The organism is Roseobacter sp. EG26, from assembly GCF_049830555.1.
Classification (GTDB): domain Bacteria; phylum Pseudomonadota; class Alphaproteobacteria; order Rhodobacterales; family Rhodobacteraceae; genus Roseobacter.
Window position 1 is genome coordinate 365,146 of the sequence record NZ_JBNBLH010000003.1, and the last position, 23,698, is coordinate 388,843.

A 23,698-nucleotide genomic window follows, 5' to 3' on the forward strand; every position below is an offset into this window, starting at 1 on the left:
TGGCGACATCGGTGCCATTCAAAGCGCCGATGTCCCTTTCCACTCTTGCATCCTTGAAGGGCACTCTCATGAGCAGGGCCGCTGTTGTATCGCTGGACGGTATCACAAAGACCTTTCCCGGTGTTCGCGCATTATCTGACGTGACGCTGAACCTCTATCCGGGTGAAGTGACGGCGCTTGTTGGTGAAAACGGTGCCGGGAAATCAACGACCGTCAAGGTTCTGACCGGCATTTATAAACCGGATGACGGGGTGATACGGGTTGGCGGCAAGCTCACCAGATTTGCCACGGCGCACGATGCAACCCGGGCCGGCATCACGGCCATTCATCAGGAAACAGTTCTGTTCGATGAGCTGTCGGTCGCGGAGAATATATTCCTGGGACATGCACCGCGCACCTCATGGGGATTGATTGACCGCGCCGAGACCCATCGCCGTGCTTCAGAGCTTTTGGCTGAAATCGGTGCTCAGATCGACCCGTCTACACGTCTCAGAGATCTCGGGATTGCGAGCAAACATCTTGTGGCCATTGCGCGCGCGCTCTCCATCGACGCGCGGGTCGTGATCATGGACGAACCGACGGCTGCCCTGAGCCAGAAGGAAATACGCGAACTTTTTGTACTGATCGAACAACTGAAAGCTCAGGGCAAAGCGATCTTGTTCATCAGCCATAAATTTGATGAGATTTTCCACATTGCGGACAACTACACCGCATTTCGCGACGGCGAACTTGTGGGCGAGGGCCGTATTTCGGAGGTGACGGAAGCGGAATTGGTTCAGCTCATGGTCGGACGCGCCGTGGATCAGATTTACCCGAAACGCGATCCGCACCCCATGGAAGACGTGCTCGAAGTCGCAGGCTATGCACATCCAACTGAATTTGCAGATATCGGGTTTAAGCTGCGTAAAGGCGAAATCCTTGGGTTCTACGGGCTGGTTGGCGCGGGGCGGTCGGAATTTATGCAATCCCTCTTTGGCATCACCAGGCCATCCCATGGCACGACAAGGATCAATGGCGCCGAAAAATCCATCCGATCCCCGGCGGATGCCATCGCCAATGGTATTGTCTATGTCCCCGAGGACCGCGGCAAACAAGGGGCCATCATCGGTCTGCCGATCTTTCAAAACGTGACGTTGCCATCGCTGGGCAACACCTCCCGGAACGGATTCTTGCATATGGCCAAAGAATTCGAACTGGCGCGCGAATACACCCAACGGCTGGACCTGCGGGCCGCCTCATTGGATCAGGAGGTTGGGAATCTGTCAGGCGGGAATCAGCAGAAGGTGGTCATTGCCAAGTGGTTGGCAACACGGCCCCAGGTGATCATTCTGGATGAACCCACCAAGGGGATCGACATCGGATCCAAGGCAGCGGTTCATGAATTCATGTCCGAACTGGCAGCCCAGGGCCTGTCGATCATCATGGTAAGCTCAGAAATTCCCGAGATTATCGGGATGTCGGACCGGGTGATCGTGATGCGTGAGGGCCGCATCGTGGCGGAACTTTCGGGAGACGATCTGTCCCCGGAAGAACTCGTGCGCCATGCTTCCGGGATTGTGGAAACCGCCGCATGACGGGACGATGGATCAGATCGCGCGAGAGCGTTTTATCATTGGCCATCGGGCTGATGCTGGTCCTGATTGCCAGCCGTTTTTCCGGGTTTGTCACACCTGCCAATCTGAGTGATGTCTTTAATGATACGGCGCCGCTGATCATCCTGGCCTTAGGCCAGATGGTCGTCATTCTCACCCGCTGTATCGATTTGTCGGTGGCCGCTAATCTTGCGCTGACAGGTATGGCGGTTGCCATGTTGAACACAGCCTTTCCGGGACTTCCCGTGCCGTTTATTCTTGCCATTGCGATCACGCTTGGCGCAGTCATGGGCTTGATCAATGGCGTGCTGGTGTGGAAATTGGAAATACCGCCCATCGTGGTCACGCTAGGCACGATGACGATATTCCGAGGTATCATTTTCCTGCTGTCAGATGGCAAATGGGTGAATGCCCATGAGATGAGCCCCGCCTTTACCGGTTTCCCGCGTGCTGTCTTTCTGGGGTTGCCCGTTCTTTCGTGGATTGCCCTTTTTTGTATCGCAATCATTGGTTTGATGATGTCCCGCACGCCGTTGGGGCGATCGTTTTCTGCTGTTGGCGGCAACCCCCATGCAGCCGTTTATGCAGGTATCAATGTGGGCCGGACGCAATGCGCCGCTTTTGTCATCTCGGGCGCGCTCGCAGGGCTGACCGGATACCTTTGGGTCGCCCGTTATGCGGTGGCTTACGTGGATATCGCCGGGGGGTTTGAGCTCGAAGTCGTGGCGGCCTGTGTCATCGGCGGTATTTCCATCGCTGGCGGCATTGGCTCGGTAGGTGGTGCGGTTCTGGGCGCCGTGTTTTTGGGTATCGTCAAAAACGCCCTGCCGGTGGTGAACATTTCTCCGTTCTGGCAGTTGGCAATCTCCGGTAGTGCCATTCTGGTCGCCGTGGTCTTGAACGCCCAGTCAAGCCGGTCCAAGGGCCGCATCATCCTGCGCGAAGCGGAAACCACCACATGAGCCTTGCAGACCGTCATATTCCCGACCGGCTGACCGGGCGCGGCGCTCAATTACTGCGCAGTTGGGAAACGCTGCTGCTGCTGGTCGCGGTTGGTATCTTTGTGCTGAATTCTTTTGCGTCGCCGTATTTCCTGAATGCCTGGAACCTGTCGGACGCCACATTCAATTTCACTGAAAAAGCCATGATTGCCTTTGCGATGGCGCTTCTGATCATCTCGGGCGAGATTGATTTATCGGTTGCCTCGATCATTGCGCTTGCATCGACTGCAATGGGACTGGCGATGCAATGGGGTGCCGGCACACCAGAACTGGTCCTGATCGGCTTGCTGGTGGGGCTGTTGTGCGGGGCCTTCAATGCCGTGTTTGTCACGGTTTTGGGCTTGCCCTCAATTGTTGTCACAATCGGAACCATGAGCCTTTTCCGCGGCATCAGCTACATTATTCTGGGTGACGGTGCCTTTCGTGGATATCCACCTTCTTTTGCCTATTTTGGGCAGGGATACGTTTTCTGGGTCATCAGTTTCGAATTGGTGCTCTTTGCGCTTCTGGCGCTTTTATATGGCGTTGTCTTGCACAAGACGAATTTCGGGCGCGCGATTTTTGCCATTGGCAACAACCCCACGGCAGCGATGTTTTCCGGGATCAGGGTACAGCGTATCAAGTTCATTCTGTTTCTGCTGACCGGACTGATGTCAGGCGTGGCCGCTGTCTGTCTGACGTCGCGGCTCGGGTCCACGCGTCCCTCCATTGCCACGGGAATGGAACTTGAGGTGGTCACAATGGTGGTTCTGGGCGGGGTTAATATTCTGGGGGGATCGGGCAGTATTCCCGGCGTCGTTATCGCGGCCTGCGTGATGGGGTTGGTGACCTTTGGACTGGGCCTTTTGAATGTGCCCGGTATTGTGATGTCGATCTTCATTGGCCTGTTGCTGATCGGGGTCATCGCTTTACCAAGATTGTGGCGACTATGGTCGCAGAGGCGGAAAACATGAGCGAAAGATACGTGTTTCGCATGCGGCTGCACCCTGGCAAGCAGGCAGAGTACAAGCGGCGTCATGATGAGATCTGGTCAGAGTTGGTCGACCTGCTGCATGACGCGGGTATCAGCGACTACGATATCTGGCTCGACCCGGAAAGCGATCTGCTGATTGGCGTCCTGACGCGGCGCCAGAACCACACAATGGATGAATTGCCAAACCACCCGGTCATGCAGCGCTGGTGGGCGCATATGTCCGACATCATGGAGGTTGCTGAGGATAATGAACCGGTTGCGCAGCCACTCGTGCGATTGTTTCATTTGCCATGACCGGGCCGCGCAACATTGCGGTCATTGATGTTGGAAAAACCAATGTAAAAGTGGCGCTTGTCGATCTTGAGGAACGTGAGGAGCTGGCCGTTCTCACCCGGCCCAATATCGTCAAACCCGGCCCGCCCTATCCACATTTTGATACCGAAGGCCATTGGCGTTTCATTCTGTCGGCGTTGTCCACGTTGCAGGATGATCATGGGATCGACGCGGTTTCGGTAACGACGCATGGTGCCAGTGCGGCACTGCTCGCCGAAGACGGGTCGTTGGCAACTCCCATTCTCGACTACGAACACGACGGTCCCGAAGAGAGCGCCGCCGAATATGATGCTCTGCGCCCTGCTTTTGCAGAAACCGGATCGCCCAGGCTTGCCGGTGGATTGAACGTAGGCGCGCAATTGCATTGGCAGTTTTCCCGTGATGCTGGTTTGCATGATCGAACAGCCAGCATCCTGACCTACCCGCAATATTGGGGGCACCGGCTGACGGGCGTTGTCGCCAGCGATGTGACCTCCATGGGGTGTCACACGGATTTATGGAAACCCCGGTCGGGCCGTTTGTCTGTACTGGTGGACAGGCTTGGCATTCGGGAAAAACTCGCGCCCGTCCGAAAACCCGGTGATGTTTTGGGCACGGTGTTGCCGGATATCGCGCAATTTGCAGGCCTGAGGCCGGGGGTTCCGGTGGCTTGCGGAATTCACGATTCCAACGCTTCATTGTTGCCCTATGTTCTTCGGCACCACCCGCCCTTCAATGTTGTTTCAACAGGGACCTGGGTGATCGTCATGAGCATCGGGGGCACTGATGTCCGCCCGGACCCCAAGCGGGACGCATTGTTAAATGTCAACGCGTTTGGGCACGCTGTGCCCTCGGTAAGGTTCATGGGTGGGCGAGAGTTTGACATCGGACAAGGAGACAAGCCTGCCGGGGTGACCGACGCGGCTTTGACCAAGGTGTTGGAAAATCAGATCATGCTGTTGCCTGCAATTGTAGCGGACACGGGCCCGTATCAGGGCATGCAATCCCGCTGGGTCGGTGTGGAACCGGCTGTTGGGGAGCCAACCCGCGCGGCCGCCTTGGCATTGTATCTGGCGATGATGACGGCCACATGTTTGGAAATTTCTGGGGGCCGTGGCGACAATTTCGTGGAAGGGCCATTTGCTGAAAACCAACTATTCCTGGAAATGCTTGCGGCAGCGACGGGGCAAAACACCTATGCTGCCGCTGCAAAGACCGGAACGGCAATTGGCGCCGCTATGCTGTTTTCAGAATCCACGAGGGCTCTTGATGTTAAACGTGTGAAGACGCTGAAACACAGCAAAAATATGCGGCGCTACGCAGAAGCATGGCGCGCGGCGGTCGACTAAGATCTATTCCTTTGCGTTTCATCAACTTGATTTCAAAGGAATAATCTAGAAATCCAGATTCTCGACACTCAGGGCGTTTTTCTGAATGAATTCCCGGCGAGGCTCGACCACATCGCCCATCAGCTTGGTAAAGAGGTCGTCGGCTTCCGCCATGTCATCCACCTTCACCTGTAAAAGTGTGCGTGCATCCGGGTCCAGCGTCGTTTCCCATAGCTGATCTGGATTCATCTCACCCAGGCCCTTGTAGCGCTGCAACGACAGCCCTTTCTCACCCTCTTGCAGGATCGCATCCAACAGGTCCATTGGCCCGAGAATAGACTGCATACGGTCTTTGCGGATCAGGGTTGCAGGCAGATTGTACACCTCCTGCAGGCTCTGTGTGAAGGTGCCAGTGCGCTTGGCTTCACCGCCCCGCAGGATACGGCCATCCAGCGTTCGCACTTCTTCGACACCTCGCAGGATACGCGCCAGCCGAATGCCATGATCCTGCGTAATCCGCCCCTGCCAGCCACGTTCGTATTCGGCGGCAATCAGGTTCAGGCGGTTTGCGACCTTGTCAGCGGTTCCTTGCAGGTCTGCATCAACCACGCCCGGCGCGAAAGCACCGGCAATCGCAGCCTGTTCCAATATGTGACGTGGATAGTGGGTGGGAAAGGCGTCCAACACACGGCGCATCTGTCGGGCCAGATCGACGACGCGCATCAAATCCTGCCCGGTGATTTCCTCACCATTGCCCTGCTTCAGCATGGCCCCTTCGATCCCCTGGTTGATCAGATATTCCTCCATCGCGGCCTGATCCTTGAGGTAAACCTCAGACTTCCCGCGAGACACCTTGTAGAGCGGTGGCTGTGCAATAAAGAGATGCCCCTGTTCGATCAACTCCGGCATTTGCCTGTAGAAAAATGTCAGAAGCAGCGTGCGAATGTGCGCGCCGTCCACGTCGGCGTCCGTCATGATGACGATCTTGTGGTAGCGCAGTTTCTCGATATTGAATTCATCGCGGCCAATGCCGGTGCCAAGGGCCATGACCAGATTGCCAATTTCCTGACTGCCGAGCATCCGGTCAAACCTGGCTCTCTCCACATTCAGGATTTTACCCTTCAGCGGCAGGATCGCCTGTGTTTGACGGTCCCGACCGGTTTGCGCGGACCCGCCGGCTGAGTCGCCTTCCACGAGGAAAACTTCCGTTTTGGCAGGGTCTTTTTCTGAGCAGTCCTTGAGCTTGCCCGCGAGAAAATTCACATCCATGGCGGTTTTCCGACGCGTCAATTCACGGGCTTTGCGCGCGGCTTCCCGCGCCTGCGCAGCTTCAATGATCTTGGACACGACAATTCGGGCCTCGTTGGGGTTTTCTTCAAACCATTCGGCCAATTTCTCGTTCACCAACCCTTCGACGGCCGGGCGCACTTCGCTGGAGACAAGCTTGTCTTTGGTCTGGCTGGAAAACTTTGGGTCCGGGACCTTTACGGACAGCACGCAAGTCAGCCCTTCGCGCGCGTCGTCTCCGGTGAACGACACCTTCTCCTTCTTGGCGATCCCGGAAGATTGCGCATAGTTGTTGATCGTGCGGGTCAAAGCGCCCCGGAAACCGGCCATATGTGTGCCGCCGTCGCGCTGAGGGATGTTGTTGGTAAAGGGCAGGACGTTTTCGTGGTAGCTGTCATTCCACCACATCGCCACTTCGACGCCGATGTCATCCCGCTCACCGGTAATGAAAATCGGTTCTGGCATGACCGAAGATTTGTGCCGATCGAGGTATTTTACGAACTCCTTGACGCCGCCATCGTAAAAGAGTTCCGAACGCAGATGTTCCGCCGGGCGCTCGTCCACCAGAATGATCCGGACGCCGGAATTCAGGAACGCCAGCTCCCGCAACCGCTTTTCCAATGTCTCAAAGGAGTATTCGACATTGGAGAATGTCCCTGTCGAAGCCATGAAACGAACTTCGGTGCCCGTTCGGTCGGTCGGCCCCACGACTTCAAGATGATTGGTGGTAAAACCGCCTTCAAACCGTGCGACGTGCTCTTTGCCCTCGCGCCAGATGCGCAGTTCAAGCCAATCGCTGAGCGCGTTCACAACGGATACGCCGACACCGTGCAGACCGCCGGAGACCTTGTAGGAATTGCTGTCGAACTTACCCCCTGCATGCAGCTGCGTCATGATCACTTCGGCCGCAGAAACACCTTCTTCCTCATGGATGCCCACTGGAATGCCACGCCCGTTGTCGCTCACTGAAACAGAGGAATCCTCATGAATTGTGACGGTGACGGCGTCCGCATGACCGGCCAATGCCTCGTCAATACCGTTGTCGACAACCTCATAAACCATATGGTGCAGCCCGGAGCCATCATCCGTGTCCCCGATATACATGCCCGGACGTTTTCGAACTGCTTCTAAGCCTTTGAGAACCTTGATGGAATTGGCGCCATATTCTTCTGGCGATTGCTCGTTGTCGGACATGCCGCTACACCTTCGTATTTTTGCGATTTTATACGATTTTTGGCGCGGGATGTCACGCAATTGGCACAATATTTTGTGTCAGATGAGGGGGATAAGCACACCGACCAAAATCAGCAGCAAGCCCGACGTGATATTGATGCGGGCAAGTGTCCTGGGGGCGGTCACAATGGAGCGAACCTGACCGACGCAAGCGGCCAGAACGAGATTGCCGATCATTGGTATCGCCACCGACACGCCAATGATTGCAGAGATATCGATTGCAGAAACGTTGCGAAGGTCAAAGAAGCCCGGCAGGACACCCATGTAAAACAAAACGGCCTTGGGGTTTCCCAGAATTGCGACAATACCTGCGATAAATCCGGGCCAGAGCCCCGGGCGGGTGAGCCTACTGTCCGTGCTGATTTCCTGCCGTGCATGTTTGATGAGCAGCGCGCCCATGCCTATGAAAACGCCACAGGCGACCCAGCGCAGAATGGTCATGAACACATCGAAGATCGACAGAATCCAGGAGATGCCCAGGATCGCGACCAGAGGCCACAGGATATCGCCGAGTGCGACCCCCAGTGCGAGTGGCCAGGCGGCCTGAAACCCGCCAGACAAAGCCCGTGCCATCAAGGCGAGCCAGACCGGGCCGGGGGTCAGAAACAGGATGACCAGCGCGCCGGAATATAACAGGAGATCGGCCAATGTGATGGTCATGACTTTTGAACGATCTCCGAAATGCCATTCTGTTCGCGAACCTCGACATATTGCGCGCGGGAATCCAGTGTGTCGAAAAGCTCTGGTCCTGTGCCGGTCATCCAGGCCTGCGCGCCGAGAGCAACGATTTCATCATAAAGTGCTGCGCGACGGTCTGCGTCCAGATGGGCCGCAACCTCGTCCAGCAGCAGCAAGGGCGGCGCGCCGAAATCACGTGTCAGGGCGCGGGCATTGGCCAGGATCAAGGAGACCAGAAGTGCTTTTTGCTCACCTGTGGAGCAGTCTTTCGCGGGCACATCCTTGGCGCTGTAAACGCCTGTCAGATCAGCGCGATGCGGGCCGATGAGACTGCGCCCAGCCGCCAGATCACGGTTCCGATTGTCGGCAAGTGCGGCCCGCAGATCATCCTCTGTGTCAGGTAAATCCCCATCAGAATGAATGAGGGTCAGATCCGCCGCCGGAAACGCTGTTGCGGCCCCTTTCTGTGCCTCTGCGAGCTGCGCAAGCGCGTTCAGACGGTTGGTGTTGATCGCGGTTCCCGCCTGCGCCATCTGGTTCTCCAAAGCGCCGTACCAGGCCGGATCGCGGACCATGTCCTTCAGCAGGCGGTTACGCTCCCGCATGGCGCGTTCATAGGTGAGCGACGCCTCTGCGTGGGTAGGCTCAAAGCTCAGCGTCATGCGGTCGAGAAATCGCCTGCGTCCTTCTGCGCCTTCAATCCACAGCCTGTCCATCGCCGGGATCAGCCACAAAACCCGTGCAATGCGACCAAGCGCCGTTTGGGGGGCCGCTTTGCTGTCAATCTTGATCTGGCGTGCGGCCCCTTCCTCCGACCAGATGTCGATCTCATGCATCTGGTGCAGGGAGTGTAGCAGTCCGGTAACTTTCCACCCCAATGCCTCGGGTCGCCGCGTCATGTCTTCTGCGCTGGACCGCCGCAGACCGCGCCCGGGAGAGAAAAGCGACACCGCTTCAAGTACATTGGTCTTTCCCGCGCCATTCGATCCAAAAAGAGCCACAGGACGCGCATCCAATGTCATTCGCCCAATTTTGTGGGATCGAAAATGCGACAGGGTGAGAGATGTCAGCGCCAGTGTCACGACATCACCTTGCGAATAAGAGTTTTACGCGGCGGGGCAGGTCACACGCGCATCGGCATGACCACATAGACAGCCGATTGATCATTGCCTTCGCGCATCAACGTCGGATCGCCTGAGGAGTTGAACATGAAAACCGCGTTTTCACGATCCACCTGGCTGGCGATTTCCAGCAAGTATTTGGCGTTAAACCCAATTTCCAGCCGCTCATCCCCATATGCGACGGCCAGTTCTTCCTCCGCCGCACCGCTGTCCGGCGCGTTGACCGAGAGCACGAGGCGGTCTTCGTCCAGTTGCAGTTTCACCGCGCGGGACCGTTCGGAACTCACCGTTGCGACGCGGTCCACAGCCTGCGCAAAATCGCTGGCATCCACTTCCAGTTTACGGGTGTTTCCTTGCGGGATGACGCGCGTGTAGTCGGGGAAAGTGCCGTCAATCACTTTGGACGTCAGGGTAATGTCCGGCGTGGCGAAACGCACCTTGGTTTCGGATACGGAAACCGCGATTTTCATCTCATCATCTTCGAGCAGCTTGCGCAGCTCCCCAACCGTTTTACGGGGCACGATCACACCCGGCATATCCGCAGCACCTTCGGGCAAATCCGCATCAATCCGCGCCAACCGGTGCCCATCCGTCGCCACGCAGCGCAGAACCTGGCCGCCTTCCGCGTCGGAGACGTGCATGTAGACACCATTCAGGTAATAGCGTGTCTCTTCGGTAGAGATGGCGAACTTCGATTTGTCAAACAACCGGCGCAGCACCGGGGCCGCGGCGGAGAAATTCGACGCATATTCCGACGAAGCCATGACCGGGAAGTCTTCTTTCGGCAGTGTCGCAAGCGAGAAGTTCGAGCGACCGGCCTCGACCGTCAATCGGCCGGTTGCACCATCGGCGGTCAGCGTGACCAAGGCCCCATCTGGCAGCTTGCGGACGATCTCGTGCAGCGTCGTGGCCGCAACGGTAGTGGCCCCTGCGCGTTCCACCTGAGCCGGTGCCTTGTCCACAACTTCAATGTCGAGATCGGTTGCCCGGAAGGAAACATCGCTGCCTTCGGCCTCGATCAGCACATTGGCGAGAATTGGAATTGTGTTGCGCCGCTCAACAACGGATTGGGCCTGTGACACCGCTTTGAGCAGGGCTGCGCGTTCGATGCTGATCTTCATGATGTTTTTATCCTTCCCACCAGTCGGGAAAGGCAAATTACCCGGTTCCACCGACTTCACAAGACTTTTATTGGTTTGTCTTAGGATACGGGCAAGGCGTCAAGACCTGTGGCCCCATTGAGAGGCCACAGGTCGGTAGTGTGACTATTCTTCCAGCGCGCGGCGCAACAGTTCGAGATCTTCGGCGATCTGACCGTCCTGGGTTTTCAGTTCCTCGATGCGTTTGACACCATGCATAACCGTGGTGTGATCGCGTCCGCCGAAACGACGCCCGATTTCAGGCAGTGATCGGCTCGTCATCTTCTTGCACAGATACATTGCCACCTGACGCGGACGTGCGTAGGAGCGCAACCGTTTGGGTCCGATCATGTCCGACAGACGGATGTTGTAATGGTCCGACACCTTGCGCTGGATTTCTTCGACCGTGATCTTGCGCTCCGAGGCCCGCAACACGTCTGACAAACAATCCTGCGTCAGCTCCATGTTGATCTCGCGGCCGACAAGCGAGGCGAAGGCAAAGAGCCGGGTCAAAGCGCCCTCCAGTACCCGCACATTTGTCGAGATGCGGTGGGCGAGAAACTCCAGAACACCTGCCTCAAGCTCCAGCCCGGGATAGTTGATCCGCTGCTGTTCCACCTTGCTTTGCAGAATGCCGAGGCGCAGCTCATAGTCGGTTGGATGCAGGTCGACGACAAGGCCGCATTGCAGGCGTGATTTCACCCGATCTTCGAGGTCTTTGATTTCACCCGGTGCGCGGTCGGCGGAGATGATGATCTGCTTGTTCTGATCGACGAGCGCGTTGAAGGTGTGGAAAAACTCCTCCTGTGTGCTGTCCTTACCGGCGATGAACTGGACGTCATCGACCATCAGAACATCGACCGAGCGGAAAATTTCCTTGAAATCCATCATCTTGCGATCACGCAGAGCCTGGACAAACCGATACATGAACTGCTCGGCAGAGAGGTAGAGAACATTGAGATCAGGCCGACGCTGACGCAATTCATGGGCAATGGCGTGCATCAAATGGGTTTTGCCAAGGCCGACACCGCCATAGAGGAACAGCGGATTGAAAGTCACTGGCCCGCCTTCGGCAACACGGCGCGCTGCCGCATGCGCCAGCTCGTTCGGCTTGCCAACCACAAAGGTGTCAAAGGTGAAACGCTTGTCGAGCGGCGCCGTGGCAAGCGCGCTTCGAGACGCAGGCTTTGGAGCTGCCTTGGGGGCGGCAACGGGTGCGGGTTCTGCGGGCTCTTCACCGGCCATGACAACCGCCGGTACCGCAAATTTCAACCGTTTCACTGTCGGGTCTTCGGTTTTCAATTCGTGCAGAATCAAATCTGCGAAGTTCTGATTGACGTAGTTTCCGAGAAAGTTCGTGGGCACATCAAAAGTTGCGATCCCATCGTCTGCTGCGCGAAACTCAATTGGTTCGATCCAGTTAGTATAGTTGTTTTGACCTACCGTCTTCAGCAGCCGCTGCCTCAGCTGCCCCCATTTGTCCTTAGTCATGTTTGACCTGTTTTCCCTCTAGCGTTCCAATTTCAGACGCAACTCCATTTTTGGATGGCCGCGCCGCCTCTTATCTTCAGACGACAAGTGGCTTCTCTGTCCCTTCGAAAAGGAGACAGATGGCTAACTGCCGCTCGACTACGATTAGGCAAAGCCCGACCGACAAGCGCCCTGATCGCTCAAGGCTCCGCATCAAATCAGACGACACCGTCCGCACTTTTTTTGACAGGGCAAAACGCTGTATTGGCAACGTTCGCAGACTGAACGCATTGCATGTTATGCAACACTCAGTCCCTGATGTTCTTATGACCGCAGCAGTGCGGCTTGAACTTTCAGAGCCTGTCCCCCCATGGCGAAATGAATCGCACTACACTGGTAGCAAGTTCGTGAGCGGCACGGCAACTGAACTTCATTCTTGACTCTGAATTTTCAAAAAAGAATCTCTGGCCGGGGGGAGAGGAGTCTCAATAATGCAAAAAAGCGCCGATTTCGCGGCGCCTTTTTCGAGTAGAATCACAAGGTGGCTCAACCCAGAGCTTTAACCCGTGCAGACAGGCGGGAAACTTTACGCGCTGCCGTGTTTTTGTGGAAGACACCTTTTGTCACACCGCGCATCAGTTCCGGCTGCGCAGCTTTCAATGCAGCGGATGCGGCGTCCTTGTCGCCGGACGCAATCGCCTCTTCGACTTTGCGCAGGTAGGTGCGGATGCGTGAACGACGTGCTTTGTTGACTTGGAAACGCGCTTCGTTCTGACGTGCGCGCTTTTTAGCTTGGGGCGAATTTGCCATGCGTGAATGACCTTCTCGGGTTTGTTGTCTCAATTTCAAAGGCGCGACGCCAAACCCTGACCGGACAATATCGTCCTGAGGTGATTCTAGCCTGAGCGGGCTGCACGCGCATGTATCGGGCGGTCTATAAAGAAGACCGCAGCAAATGCAAACCGGAATTTGCATGCGCATTGCGCCTGCTGAAGCTCAGTGCATGCGCCGAGGCAGAGTGAGGCTGAAGGTGGTTTCGATTTCATCCGAACTGGCAGTCAGTGTTCCGCCGTGTTCCAGGGCAATCTGTTTGGCGATGAACAACCCCAATCCCAGCCCGTTTTGCGATTTTTGTACTTCCGCCCGGGAGAACGGTTCGAACATCTTCTCCTGAGCCGGTGCAGGTATCTGCTTTCCGAAATTCGTGACGGTCAGCACAAAATCCTGACCATCATCATATGCCCGGATGCGAATGGGTTCATACTGGTCGCCGTGAAAAACGGCATTGGATAAAAGGTTGGAGAACAGTTGGCCGATCCTGTCGGTATCGCATTCAAGCTGATCCGAAAAATGATAATCTTCTATAAGGATCACGCCGGGATGAGACAGCCGTATTTCCTGCACCACTTGCTCCAGCACCGGTGTAAGGCTTGCGATTTCCTTGACCTCAATTCCGATATCTCCACCCAGTCGCGCCCGCGCAAAATCCATGACGTTCGAGATCAGCTCACTCATTCGGTTCAGCGATGCCTCCGTGGTCATCAGAAGCTTACGGGATTTGTCTGTCTGTTCCTGTCGCAGCGCACTCCAGATCGCGCCGCTGACGGCGGCAAGGGGCGTGCGCAGATCATGGCCCAGAACGGCGATGAACTGCTCGCGCAAACGTGCTTCGTCGTCCTTGGTTTTGAGCCTCGCCTCGTTCTCCTTGCTGGTTGTGATGTCTCGGGCATTACAGAAAAACAAATCGTCTTCAGGCACTGCGTTCCAGGAGAGCCAGCGATAGCTGCCATCCTTGTGTCGGTATCTGTTCTCGAATTGAAGGATGGGCATGCCGTTTTGGATGTCGACAAATGCCTGTTCGGCTTTGGGGATGTCATCCGGGTGAATGAAGTCGAAAAACAACCTGCTTTCGATATCTTCCGGCAGCCGCCCCAGAGTCTTGAACCACGCCGGGTTGGTATGCGTAAACACACCCGTCTTATCCAGAATGCCCAGAAGGTCAGGTGTCACCCGCCAGGTCAGGCTTTCTTTGTCGATCTGTCCGCCCACCAGCTTCCCCATCCAATCAACCTAAGGGTGAATGAATATGTGGGATAATTTCATAAATCAATGTTGAATGCGGGCATCTGGGTGCAGCGCAGTCGGAATCCGACCACAGCTTGCCGCTCTACTTGTCGCGGAACTGTGCTTCGCGTTTTTCCAGAAAGGCCGACATGCCCTCGGATTGGTCCTCGGTGGCAAAGAGCGAATGGAACATGCGGCGTTCAAACAAAAGCCCTTCACGCAGGGGCACCTCATAGGCACGGTTGACGGCTTCTTTCACCACCATCACCGACACCATGGATTTCTCTGCAATTTTTTGCGCGGCACCGTGGGCTTCTTCGAGCAGTTTCTTGCAGGGTACCACGCGAGATGCCAGACCGGATCGTTCAGCTTCTTCGGCGTCCATGAACCGGCCCGTGAGGTTCATGTCCATGGCCTTGGACTTGCCTATGATGCGCGTGAGACGTTGCGTGCCACCGATCCCGGCAACAACGCCCAGATTGATCTCGGGCTGGCCGAATTTCGCGGTTTCTGAGCAGATAATGAAATCGCACATCATCGCCAGTTCGCACCCGCCACCCAAGGCATAGCCGGACACAGCCGCGATGATCGGTTTACGCACCCGCATGATCTGGTCGGTTTCCGGCGTGAACAAATCACCCGAGAAGGCTTCGACAAAGCTCTTGTCCTTCATCATCGCGATATCCGCGCCTGCGGCGAAAGCTTTTTCCGACCCTGTGATGATGATGCAGCGTATTTTTTCGTTGTCCTGTGCCGCACTCAGCGCATTCGCGAGTTCCTTCATCAATTCGTCATTCAGGGCATTCAGGGCATCTGGCCGGTTCAGCGTGATCTGGGCCACATGGTTCTCTACTTCAACGATGATCGTTTCATAGGCCATTAAGGAAGCTCTCGGTTGTTGTCAGGAAATTCGAGTCTGTAACACGCAGTTTGCTGGGTTCAAGCTATCTTTGACATTGCGCGCAATAGAAAGATGAGCGTCCGGACTGAACGATTCGCTTGATGACGCCAGGGCAATTGGGGGTGCGACAGGGTTCTCCTTCGCGGCCATATACATCAAAGTTATGCTGGAAATATCCAAGTTCTCCATCAGCTTGGCGGAAATCCCGCAAGGAAGATCCCCCCGCCTCGATGGCCTCTGACAGAACGTCTCGGATGATGGGAACGAGACTTGCAACCTTAGGTTTAGATAGTTTTCCGGCTTTTTGTGTCGGTTTGATTTTGGCCCGGAAAAGCGCTTCACAAACGTAGATGTTGCCCAACCCGGCAATGATATGCTGGTCGAGAAGTGCCGATTTGACGGGACTCAGCTTGTTTTTGAAGGCGGAGATCAGATGCGCCTCGTGAAAATCATTGCCCAAGGGCTCGGGCCCAAGGACGGCCAAAAGCTTGTGCGCATCTGCTGTTGCGGTCTCCAGAAGGTCCATTGCGCCGAACCGGCGCGGATCATTGAAGGTGATGCGCGCACCATTCCCCATGTGCAGCACCACATGGTCGTGTTTTTGCGGCGCGGGATGATTGTGGGCGAATTGCCCCAGGGGATCACCCGAAACCAGCATCCGCCCGGACATCCCCAGATGGATCAGCAGCGTTTCTCCGGAACCGAGATCCGCGAGAATGTATTTCGACCGCCTGCGCAGCCGCTCAACACGCTGACCGGTCAACCGGACGGCCATGTCCGGGGGAAAAGGCCAACGCAGATCAGGCCGGTTCACCTCCGCTTTCGCAATGATGATCCCTTCCATGGCGGGTGTGAGGCCGCGTTTTACGGTCTCGACTTCTGGTAGCTCCGGCATATTCACCCCTGTGGCCAAAGGGCCGCATTGTGCATGGCACCCAGAACCCTATAACAAAGTCCGAACCGCAAGGACCACAAGAGCCGATGACTGATCACAGCGACAAAACCACCCATTTCGGGTTTGAAACCGTTCCCGAAGGCGAAAAAGCCGAACGCGTTCAGGGCGTCTTCAGTTCCGTGGCCAGCAAATACGACATCATGAATGACGTGATGTCGGGCGGCATTCACCGGCTGTGGAAAGACGCAATGATGGATTGGCTGGCGCCGCGTGTCGGGCAAAAGCTGCTGGATGTGGCGGGGGGTACTGGCGATATTTCCTTCCGCTTCCTTAAACGCGCGGGATCAGGTCATGCAACGGTGCTGGACCTGACAGAACCGATGCTTGTCGCTGGTCGTCAGCGCGCCGAAGCCGAGCAGATGCAGGACAGTCTCGATTGGGTGGTCGGCGATGCGATGGCCTTGCCCTTCGACGACAATACATTTGACGTCTACACCATCAGTTTTGGCATTCGGAATGTAACGCGCCCGCAGGATGCCCTGAAAGAGGCGTTTCGCGTCCTGCGTCCGGGCGGGCGTCTGATGGTGCTGGAGTTCAGTCAGTTGCCCAATCCGATGATGCAGAAGGCCTATGACCTTTATAGTTTCAACGTGATCCCGCGCATGGGTCAAATGATCGCAAACGACCGTGACAGCTACCAATATCTGGTGGAATCGATCCGCAACTTCCCTGATCAGGAAACATTTCTGCAGATGGTGCGTGATGCCGGGTTCGAGAACGCCAAGTATCGCAATATGACCATGGGTGTGGCCTGCCTTCATTCAGGCTGGAAACTCTGACGTGCGCGGCCCTCACAACATCTGGCGGCTGATCCGTACTGGCGCGACGCTGGAACGCACTGGCGCCATGCAGGTTGTACTGGACGCTTTTGAAGCGCCGCCTGCCTTGCGTTTTGTCGCCCGTGCGCTGGGCCTGCCGTTCAAATGGCTGGGCTATAAGGGCGATCCGAATATGCCGCCGGCCACACGCGCGCTGACGGCACTGGGGCCTGCGTATATCAAGTTTGGCCAAATCCTCTCGACGCGTCCGGATGTTGTTGGAGATGAACTGGCTATTCAGTTGCGTGTGCTGCAGGACAAACTGCCACCCTTTTCGGTCGAAGAAGCCAAGGCAGAGGTACAACGGGAATTGGGCCTGCCGGTGGATCAGATGTTCTCTGCTTTCAGTGAGCCCGTTGCTGCCGCGTCGATTGCGCAGGTTCACAAGGCAACATTGGCGACAACGGGTGAAGAGGTCGCCGTCAAGGTCCTGCGTCCGAACATCGAAAAAGCCTTCCGCAAGGACATCGACGCTTTTTACCTTGCCGCCAGCATGGTTGAGATTTTCTCTCCCGGATCCCGTCGGTTGCGCCCGATGGAAGTGATCGAGCATTTCGACGGTGTGGTACGCGGCGAACTTGATCTGCGTCTGGAATCATCAGCGGCCTCGGAATTTGCCGCCAACACGAAGGACGATGAAGGCTTCCAACTGCCGCTGGTCAAATGGGAATATTCCGCCCGTCGCGTGATGACGCTGGAATGGGCGGACGGCGCACCGATGGGCGACAATGACGCAATTGATACCGCCGGGCACGACCGCGTGCTGCTCAGCGAACGGGTCTTGCAGCTTTTTCTCAATCATGCGCTGCGGGATGGGTATTTCCACGCGGACATGCATCAGGGCAACCTCAAGGTCGCGCCGAATGGCAACGTGATCGCCTATGATTTCGGGATCATGGGGCACATTGATGAATATACGCGCCGCGTCTACGCGGAGATCCTGTTTGGATTTATCCGCAAGGATTACAAACGCGTGGCCGAAGTGCATTTTGAGGCCGGTTATGTGCCCGCCGACAAGGATGTGGATGAATTTGCGCGGGCCTTGCGCGCTGTGGGTGAGCCGATCTTTGGCATGGATGCCACGCATATTTCCATGGGGCGCTTGCTGAATTACCTTTTCGAGGTGACAGAACGCTTCGGCATGGAAACCCGCACTGAGCTTATTCTGTTGCAGCGCACGATGGTGGTTGTCGAGGGCGTCGCACGGTCGCTCAACCCTCAGATCAACATCTGGCAAGTGGCCAAACCCATCGTCAGTGACTATATTTCCAAATCCATCGGTCCCAAGGCGGTGCTGTCCGATCTGGCAAAAACCGCGCGCGTTGTGGCCCGTTTCGGACCACGGATGCCGGGGATGGTCGAGGCTGCCCTTGTCCGCCAAAGCAATCTGGATGAAGCCCCGCGCGGGCGGGGTCTTGGCGAGCGTATTTTTCTCGCCGTTGTTCTGGGCGTGTCCATCGGCGCGGGCGTGACCACGAGCATAATCCTGATGGATCAGATTTTCTGATCAGATGCGTTCAATCGCGAGAGCAATACCCTGACCGCCGCCGATGCACATGGTGATCAGCGCTTTTGACCCCTGAATGCGCTCAAGCTCATAGAGCGCTTTGACGGTGATGATCGCACCTGTTGCGCCAACCGGGTGCCCCAGCGCGATGGCCCCGCCGTTGGGGTTCACTTTGGCCGGGTCAAATCCCAGCGATTTGCTGACGGCGAGGGCTTGCGCGGCAAAGGCTTCATTGCTTTCGATCACGTCAAAATCTTCGGCGCTGAGCCCCGTTCGGGCCAATAGGTTCTGGACTGCAGGCACCGGACCAATGCCCATAACCTCCGGGCGCACCCCGGCATGCGCATATCCCAATACGCGCGCCTTTGGTTTCAGGCCCGCCTTTTCTGCTGCCTCCGCCGTCGCGAGGACAAGCGCCGCAGCACCATCATTGATCCCGCTGGCATTTCCGGCCGTCACGCTGCCGTCTTTCTGAAATACCGCGCGCAGCCCTGCCAAAGCCTCGGCTGTGGTCGCTTTGGGATGCTCGTCGCGCTCAAAGGCCACAGTGTCCCGTCTGACGCGCACGTCGACCGGTGTGATCTGGCTTGCGAAGTGCCCCGCGTCGATGGCCGCTGCAGCACGTTTCTGGCTTTCCAGCGCAAATGCATCCTGTTCTTGCCGGGTGATGTCATTTTCCTTGGCAACGTTTTCCGCCGTCACACCCATGTGCCCCGTGCCAAACGGGCAGTTCAAGGCGCCCAGCATCATGTCCAGCGTGCGGATGTCCCCCATCTTGGCCCCCCAACGCTGGTCCGGCACGATGAAAGGCGACCGGGACATGTTTTCGGCACCCCCCGCGAGCCCGAAGTCTGCGTCCCCTAGCATCAGCGACTGCACCACCGACACAATCGCCTGAACGCCCGAGCCACAGAGCCGATTGACATTCATCGCAGGAACCGTGTCCGGAACACTCGCCTGCATGGCCGCAACTCGGCTAAGGTACATGTCCCGCGGTCCGGTATTGATCACGTGACCAAAGGCGACATGCCCGATCTGCGCGCCCTCCACGCCCGCTCTGTCCAGCGCCGCCTTGCCCGCAACGGCCCCCAAATCAATGGGCGTGGTTCCTGCCAGCGCGCCACCAAAGGTGCCGATTGCTGTGCGTGCGCCGTCCAGAATTACGATGTCTTGGGTCATGAGAATGTCCTTTCCGTTGTTTGCGACTATGGGACGGCTTGGCGTGATTGTCAGCAGCGACGTTTCGTCAGGGGGCATCGCTCAATTGACAGAATCCTTGATATCGGCGACACCTCCGACATGACGGAATCCGATAATGCCATCCTGAACCAGCTGCCCGCCCGCCTGAAAGACGCGCGGCGTGAGCAGGGGTTGTCTCTGGACGCTGTTGCCAGGCTTTCCGGTGTGTCACGATCTATGGTCAGCCAGATTGAACGCGGCGAAAGCAGCCCGACGATTGCAACGCTTTGGAATCTGACGCGCGCTTTGCAGGTCGATTTTGCCGGTCTGCTGGATGGCGCGCCTTCTGCGCCGCAAATCGAAACACTGCGCGCAGCCGACGTGCCCACCATTGATAATCTCGGGTCTGGTTGTCGTATTCGCATTCTCTCGCCCCCCGAAGAGGCCGGCAAACATGAGGTCTACGAGATCACCATTGCGAATGGGGGGTCGCTCGACAGCCAACCGCACACCCGTGGGGCAAGGGAACATCTGACGGTGATAGAAGGGTCGGTGACGGTAACGAGCGGGGAGGCGAACAGCGTTTTGCAGGCCGGCGACACCGCGCGATATGCAGCAGATGTGCCTCACCGAATTGCCGCCAACGGGGGCGATGTTCGCGCGTTTTTGGTGGTTCAGGACGCCTGATTTCCGGGATCACGGAATTTTTCCGCTATTGTGAACATCCCCTATTTCGGATTTCTGTCCACTATGTTAGACGGAACGGAGAAAGGGAGTCGCTATCATGACGCAGGAATACCTCGACCACATCACCGCAACGCTCGCTCAGATCGAGGCCGACGGGATGTTGAAACGCGAGCGCATGATTACCTCTCCGCAAGGCGCGCAAATCTCCGTCGGCCCGCGCGAGGTCATTAATCTATGCGCCAACAATTACCTCGGATTGGCGGATCATCTTGACCTGATCGAGGCCGCCAGGAGCGCGATGGACCCACGCGGATTTGGCATGGCCTCCGTGCGGTTCATTTGTGGCACGCAGGATATTCACCGGGAACTGGAACAGAAACTGGCCCGGTTCCTCGGCAAGGACGAGTCCATTCTTTTTGCCGCGTGTTTCGATGCAAATGGCGGGCTCTTCGAGCCTCTCCTTGGCCCTGAGGATGCTGTTGTCTCGGATGCGCTCAACCATGCATCAATCATTGATGGTATCAGGCTCTGTAAAGCCAAAAGATACCGTTATGCCAATTCCGATATGGATGATCTGGAAGGTCAGCTGCGGCAGGCGCGTGAAGATGGTGCTCGGTTCATTCTCATCGCGACAGATGGTGTTTTTAGCATGGACGGCTATCTGGCAAAGCTGCCAGAAATCAACGAGCTCGCTGCGAAATATGATGCCATGGTGATGGTCGATGATTGCCATGCGACCGGGTTCATGGGCCCCAAAGGTGAAGGGACACCAGCCCACGCGGGTGTCGATGTCGATATCCTGACAGGCACGCTCGGCAAAGCGCTGGGCGGGGCGATTGGTGGTTATATTGCCGGGCCGCAACCCATCATTGATCTGTTGCGCCAGCGCGCGCGGCCTTATCTTTTTTCCAACTCCTTGCCGCCATCCATTGTGGCTGCGGGGCTGAAAGCACTGGACCTTGTGGAACAGGGCGATGATTTACGGACGCGGCTCTTTGAGAATGCGCGCTATTGGCGTGAGGGGCTGGAAAAGCTGGGGTTTTCGCTCTTGCCCGGTGAGCATCCGATCATTCCGGTCATGTTGGGTGAGGCGCAACTGGCGCAGGACATGGCGGCCAGATTATTCGAAGAAGGGGTGTTTGTGTCAGGGTTTTTCTTTCCCGTTGTGCCGCGGGGGCAGGCACGTATCCGCACGCAAATGAATGCAGCACTTAGCCGTGACGATCTGGACCGCGCCTTGCGTGCCTTTGAGGTTGCGGGCAAAGCCTGTGGAGTAATCTGATGACCAACGAAATGAAAGCGCTGTCCAAACTGCACCCGCGCGAGGGGCTTTGGATGACCCATGCACCCGTCCCGGAAATCGGTCCGGATGACGTGCTGATCAAGATCAACAAGACGGGTATCTGTGGCACCGACATTCACATCTGGAACTGGGACGACTGGGCGTCAGCGACCGTGCCTGTCCCCATGATCACAGGTCATGAGTTTGCGGGCGAGATCGTTGATGTCGGCCGGAACGTGAGTGATCTGGAGATTGGTCAGCGATGCTCCGGCGAGGGGCATCTGATCGGGAAAACCTCGCGTCAGAGCCGCGCAGGCAAGTTCCATCTCGATCCCGCCACCCGCGGTATCGGTGTCAATGAACAGGGCGCCTTTGCGCAATACCTCAAGCTGCCCGCCTTCAATGTGGTGCCGCTGCCGGATGAGATTTCCGACGATATCGGGGCTATTCTTGATCCCCTGGGCAATGCGGTGCACACAGCACTCAGCTTCGATCTGGTGGGCGAGGATGTTTTGATCACGGGCGCGGGTCCCATCGGGATCATGGCGGCGGCGGTGGCGCGTCACGTGGGTGCGCGACACGTTGTCATCACGGACATAAACCCCGACCGTCTGGACCTTGCCGCGCGTGTCACTGACGTTGTGCCGGTCAATGTCGCAGAAGCCGATCTGGCCGAGACAATTTCGCACCTCAAGATGAAACAGGGCTTTGACGTGGGCCTGGAAATGTCCGGAAACCAGCGGGCGCTGGATCAAATGGTGGATGCCATGACCATGGGCGGGCGGATCGCGATGCTGGGTATTCCGCCGGGCAAAAGTCCCGTGGACTGGAGCCGCATCGTCTTTAAGGCGATCACGATCAAGGGTGTCTACGGGCGTGAGATCTTCGAGACCTGGTACAAGATGATCGCCATGTTGCAGAACGGGTTGGACGTCAGCCGCGTGATCACACATCGGTTTGGGGTCGATGATTTCGAGGCCGGATTTGCGGCCATGAAATCGGGGCAATCCGGGAAGGTTGTTCTGGATTGGACGGGGTAGAGGCGCTGTACGGGCAGGACAGCTTTTTCACCCTCTCTACGGCCGGGCAGATCGGGCTGGCTGCGGTATCGGCGTTTCTGTCCGTTGCGATGATCTGGTGCGCAGGACGGCTGGCACGGCATCGCGCTTGGGTTTGGCGCTGCGCGTTGGCGCTTGTTGCGTTCTGGCTCTTTGTCTGGCTTTCCCCGCAAATCTACTATTTTTACTACCTGATTCTGTTTGACGGGCTTCCGGTGCAATGGATCGTCAAAACCGCACCTAGTCCCACGCATCTTCTGCACCTTTTGACTTTTACATCGGACGCCAATCTGAGCCACTATAGTCAGGGCGCGTTGGGATGGGCGATGATTATCGCCGCTCTATGGCCGCAACGGAATGCGCCCGTTTGCTGACAGCAACCAACATTCTGTGCCTTCAAAGACAGCGGCGTGCAGCGGGCGAAAATAACCGGCACCGCCATCCAGATTGACCCGGTTTCCGGCGTGTTCGGGATGATCCAGCGCCGTATGCCCATGCACGACAAGGCGATCATGGGCCTTGCGATAATCCAGAAAGGGTTGCCTGATCCAGATCAGGTCATCTTCAATCTGGTCCTCCAAAGGCACCTTGGGTCGAATACCCGCGTGCACAAAGACCAGGTCATCGGTGATGTGCATCAATGGGCGCTCATTCAGAAAGTCCCGGTGAGATTGCGGAACCGCCTGTATGGCCGCGGCATGTATCTCGCCAAGAGGTGTTTCCTCCTCCGCAAGTACGCCGTACGAGGCCATCGTCTTGTCTCCGCCCAAGCGCGGGTTGAACCACGACAAATCGGCTCGGGTGGCGGGATCGTGAACAATCGACTGATCCAGAAAGCGCGTCAGATACCGGTCGTGATTGCCCTTGAGCATGATCCAGTTCCGGCCTGCGACCTGCGCATCCATCAGGAATTGCACGACACCCCGGCTATCGGGCCCACGATCCACATAGTCACCCACAAAGACCACTTGAGCGTCCGCGCCGCCGTCCGCCTCGATCAAAGCCAACACACGGTGCAACTCTTCGAGTTGGCCATGCACGTCCCCGATCGCGTAAATTGGTCCAGTCATTTCAATTGGCTTTCCAAAAGGTGGATGGTGACGTGCCGCAGGC

22 protein-coding genes are annotated in these 23,698 nt (G+C 56.9%); 11 read left to right on the forward strand and 11 right to left on the reverse strand.

The window, feature by feature from the left end:
- The first annotated feature begins 68 nt into the window (after window positions 1-68).
- Genes ACOTTU_RS09665 through ACOTTU_RS09685 form a run of 5 tightly spaced genes read left to right on the forward strand, consistent with a single transcriptional unit; the run spans window position 69 to window position 5,227 of the window.
- The gene (locus ACOTTU_RS09665) at window positions 69-1,574 is read left to right on the forward strand and encodes a sugar ABC transporter ATP-binding protein (RefSeq protein WP_425657655.1); all 1,506 of its coding nucleotides are present in this window, start codon (window positions 69-71) and stop codon (window positions 1,572-1,574) included.
- Window positions 1,571-2,554, forward strand: a complete 984-nt coding sequence (locus tag ACOTTU_RS09670; protein ID WP_425657657.1) for an ABC transporter permease — start codon at window positions 1,571-1,573, stop codon at window positions 2,552-2,554. The genes ACOTTU_RS09665 and ACOTTU_RS09670 overlap by 4 nt, the downstream gene beginning before the upstream one ends.
- Window positions 2,551-3,546 carry an ABC transporter permease gene (locus ACOTTU_RS09675; protein ID WP_425657659.1) on the forward strand — a complete coding sequence of 332 codons (996 nt, stop codon included), beginning with the start codon at window positions 2,551-2,553 and terminating at the stop codon, window positions 3,544-3,546. Before ACOTTU_RS09670 ends, ACOTTU_RS09675 begins: the two co-directional genes overlap by 4 nt.
- A complete protein-coding gene (locus ACOTTU_RS09680) occupies window positions 3,543-3,860 on the forward strand; it encodes an L-rhamnose mutarotase (protein WP_425657660.1) in 318 nt (105 codons plus the stop codon). Before ACOTTU_RS09675 ends, ACOTTU_RS09680 begins: the two co-directional genes overlap by 4 nt.
- Window positions 3,857-5,227 carry an FGGY-family carbohydrate kinase gene (locus ACOTTU_RS09685; RefSeq protein ID WP_425657662.1) on the forward strand — a complete coding sequence of 457 codons (1,371 nt, stop codon included), beginning with the start codon at window positions 3,857-3,859 and terminating at the stop codon, window positions 5,225-5,227. Before ACOTTU_RS09680 ends, ACOTTU_RS09685 begins: the two co-directional genes overlap by 4 nt.
- Window positions 5,228-5,272: 45 nt before the next feature.
- Here ACOTTU_RS09685 and gyrB read toward each other — a convergent pair whose 3' ends face one another.
- The 9 genes from gyrB to mutM all read right to left on the reverse strand — a co-directional run bounded on the left by gyrB (window position 5,273) and on the right by mutM (window position 15,994).
- Window positions 5,273-7,687, reverse strand: a complete 2,415-nt coding sequence (gene gyrB / locus ACOTTU_RS09690; protein WP_425657664.1) for a DNA topoisomerase (ATP-hydrolyzing) subunit B — start codon at window positions 7,685-7,687, stop codon at window positions 5,273-5,275.
- A gap of 78 nt (window positions 7,688-7,765) precedes the next feature.
- On the reverse strand, window positions 7,766-8,386 hold the full coding sequence (locus ACOTTU_RS09695) for a LysE family translocator (protein ID WP_298916335.1): 621 nt from the start codon (window positions 8,384-8,386) through the stop codon (window positions 7,766-7,768).
- Window positions 8,383-9,486: a DNA replication/repair protein RecF gene (recF, locus tag ACOTTU_RS09700; RefSeq protein WP_425657667.1), complete on the reverse strand. Its 1,104-nt coding sequence runs from the start codon at window positions 9,484-9,486 to the stop codon at window positions 8,383-8,385. Before recF ends, ACOTTU_RS09695 begins: the two co-directional genes overlap by 4 nt.
- A gap of 41 nt (window positions 9,487-9,527) precedes the next feature.
- The gene (gene dnaN / locus ACOTTU_RS09705) at window positions 9,528-10,646 is read right to left on the reverse strand and encodes a DNA polymerase III subunit beta (protein WP_298916345.1); all 1,119 of its coding nucleotides are present in this window, start codon (window positions 10,644-10,646) and stop codon (window positions 9,528-9,530) included.
- Window positions 10,647-10,790: 144 nt separating this feature from the next.
- Window positions 10,791-12,155 (reverse strand): chromosomal replication initiator protein DnaA, encoded by a 1,365-nt coding sequence (gene dnaA, locus ACOTTU_RS09710; protein WP_298916348.1) that lies wholly within the window; start codon window positions 12,153-12,155, stop codon window positions 10,791-10,793.
- A gap of 525 nt (window positions 12,156-12,680) precedes the next feature.
- On the reverse strand, window positions 12,681-12,944 hold the full coding sequence (gene rpsT, locus ACOTTU_RS09715; protein WP_298916350.1) for a 30S ribosomal protein S20: 264 nt from the start codon (window positions 12,942-12,944) through the stop codon (window positions 12,681-12,683).
- Window positions 12,945-13,130: 186 nt separating this feature from the next.
- Entirely contained in the window at window positions 13,131-14,195 is a 1,065-nt protein-coding gene (locus tag ACOTTU_RS09720; protein ID WP_425657670.1) for a PAS domain-containing sensor histidine kinase, read from the reverse strand.
- Between the two features lie 106 nt (window positions 14,196-14,301).
- Window positions 14,302-15,078, reverse strand: coding sequence for an enoyl-CoA hydratase (locus tag ACOTTU_RS09725; protein ID WP_425657672.1), 777 nt, complete (start codon window positions 15,076-15,078; stop codon window positions 14,302-14,304).
- A 64-nt stretch (window positions 15,079-15,142) separates the two neighbouring features.
- Entirely contained in the window at window positions 15,143-15,994 is an 852-nt protein-coding gene (gene mutM / locus ACOTTU_RS09730; protein ID WP_425657674.1) for a bifunctional DNA-formamidopyrimidine glycosylase/DNA-(apurinic or apyrimidinic site) lyase, read from the reverse strand.
- Between the two features lie 86 nt (window positions 15,995-16,080).
- Between mutM and ubiE the strand changes: the two genes are divergently transcribed.
- A complete protein-coding gene (gene ubiE, locus ACOTTU_RS09735) occupies window positions 16,081-16,833 on the forward strand; it encodes a bifunctional demethylmenaquinone methyltransferase/2-methoxy-6-polyprenyl-1,4-benzoquinol methylase UbiE (protein WP_425657676.1) in 753 nt (250 codons plus the stop codon).
- 1 nt (window position 16,834) lies between these two features.
- Complete coding sequence (gene ubiB / locus ACOTTU_RS09740; RefSeq protein WP_425657678.1) at window positions 16,835-18,379, forward strand: 2-polyprenylphenol 6-hydroxylase; 1,545 nt, start codon at window positions 16,835-16,837, stop codon at window positions 18,377-18,379.
- On the opposite strand, the gene ACOTTU_RS09745 is transcribed toward ubiB, so the two are convergent.
- On the reverse strand, window positions 18,380-19,558 hold the full coding sequence (locus tag ACOTTU_RS09745; protein ID WP_425657680.1) for an acetyl-CoA C-acyltransferase family protein: 1,179 nt from the start codon (window positions 19,556-19,558) through the stop codon (window positions 18,380-18,382).
- Between the two features lie 120 nt (window positions 19,559-19,678).
- On the opposite strand from ACOTTU_RS09745, the gene ACOTTU_RS09750 reads away from it, so the two are divergent.
- The 4 genes from ACOTTU_RS09750 (at window position 19,679) to ACOTTU_RS09765 (ending at window position 22,959) form a co-directional block, all read left to right on the forward strand.
- Window positions 19,679-20,245 carry a helix-turn-helix domain-containing protein gene (locus ACOTTU_RS09750; RefSeq protein WP_425657682.1) on the forward strand — a complete coding sequence of 189 codons (567 nt, stop codon included), beginning with the start codon at window positions 19,679-19,681 and terminating at the stop codon, window positions 20,243-20,245.
- A 97-nt stretch (window positions 20,246-20,342) separates the two neighbouring features.
- The gene (locus ACOTTU_RS09755; RefSeq protein ID WP_425657684.1) at window positions 20,343-21,527 is read left to right on the forward strand and encodes a glycine C-acetyltransferase; all 1,185 of its coding nucleotides are present in this window, start codon (window positions 20,343-20,345) and stop codon (window positions 21,525-21,527) included.
- Window positions 21,527-22,567: an L-threonine 3-dehydrogenase gene (gene tdh, locus ACOTTU_RS09760; protein WP_425657686.1), complete on the forward strand. Its 1,041-nt coding sequence runs from the start codon at window positions 21,527-21,529 to the stop codon at window positions 22,565-22,567. The genes ACOTTU_RS09755 and tdh overlap by 1 nt, the downstream gene beginning before the upstream one ends.
- Window positions 22,555-22,959 (forward strand): hypothetical protein, encoded by a 405-nt coding sequence (locus ACOTTU_RS09765; RefSeq protein WP_425657688.1) that lies wholly within the window; start codon window positions 22,555-22,557, stop codon window positions 22,957-22,959. The genes tdh and ACOTTU_RS09765 overlap by 13 nt, the downstream gene beginning before the upstream one ends.
- On the opposite strand, the gene ACOTTU_RS09770 is transcribed toward ACOTTU_RS09765, so the two are convergent.
- Window positions 22,927-23,655, reverse strand: coding sequence for a metallophosphoesterase family protein (locus tag ACOTTU_RS09770; RefSeq protein ID WP_425657690.1), 729 nt, complete (start codon window positions 23,653-23,655; stop codon window positions 22,927-22,929). The genes ACOTTU_RS09765 and ACOTTU_RS09770 overlap by 33 nt on opposite strands.
- Window positions 23,656-23,698: the final 43 nt, after the last annotated feature.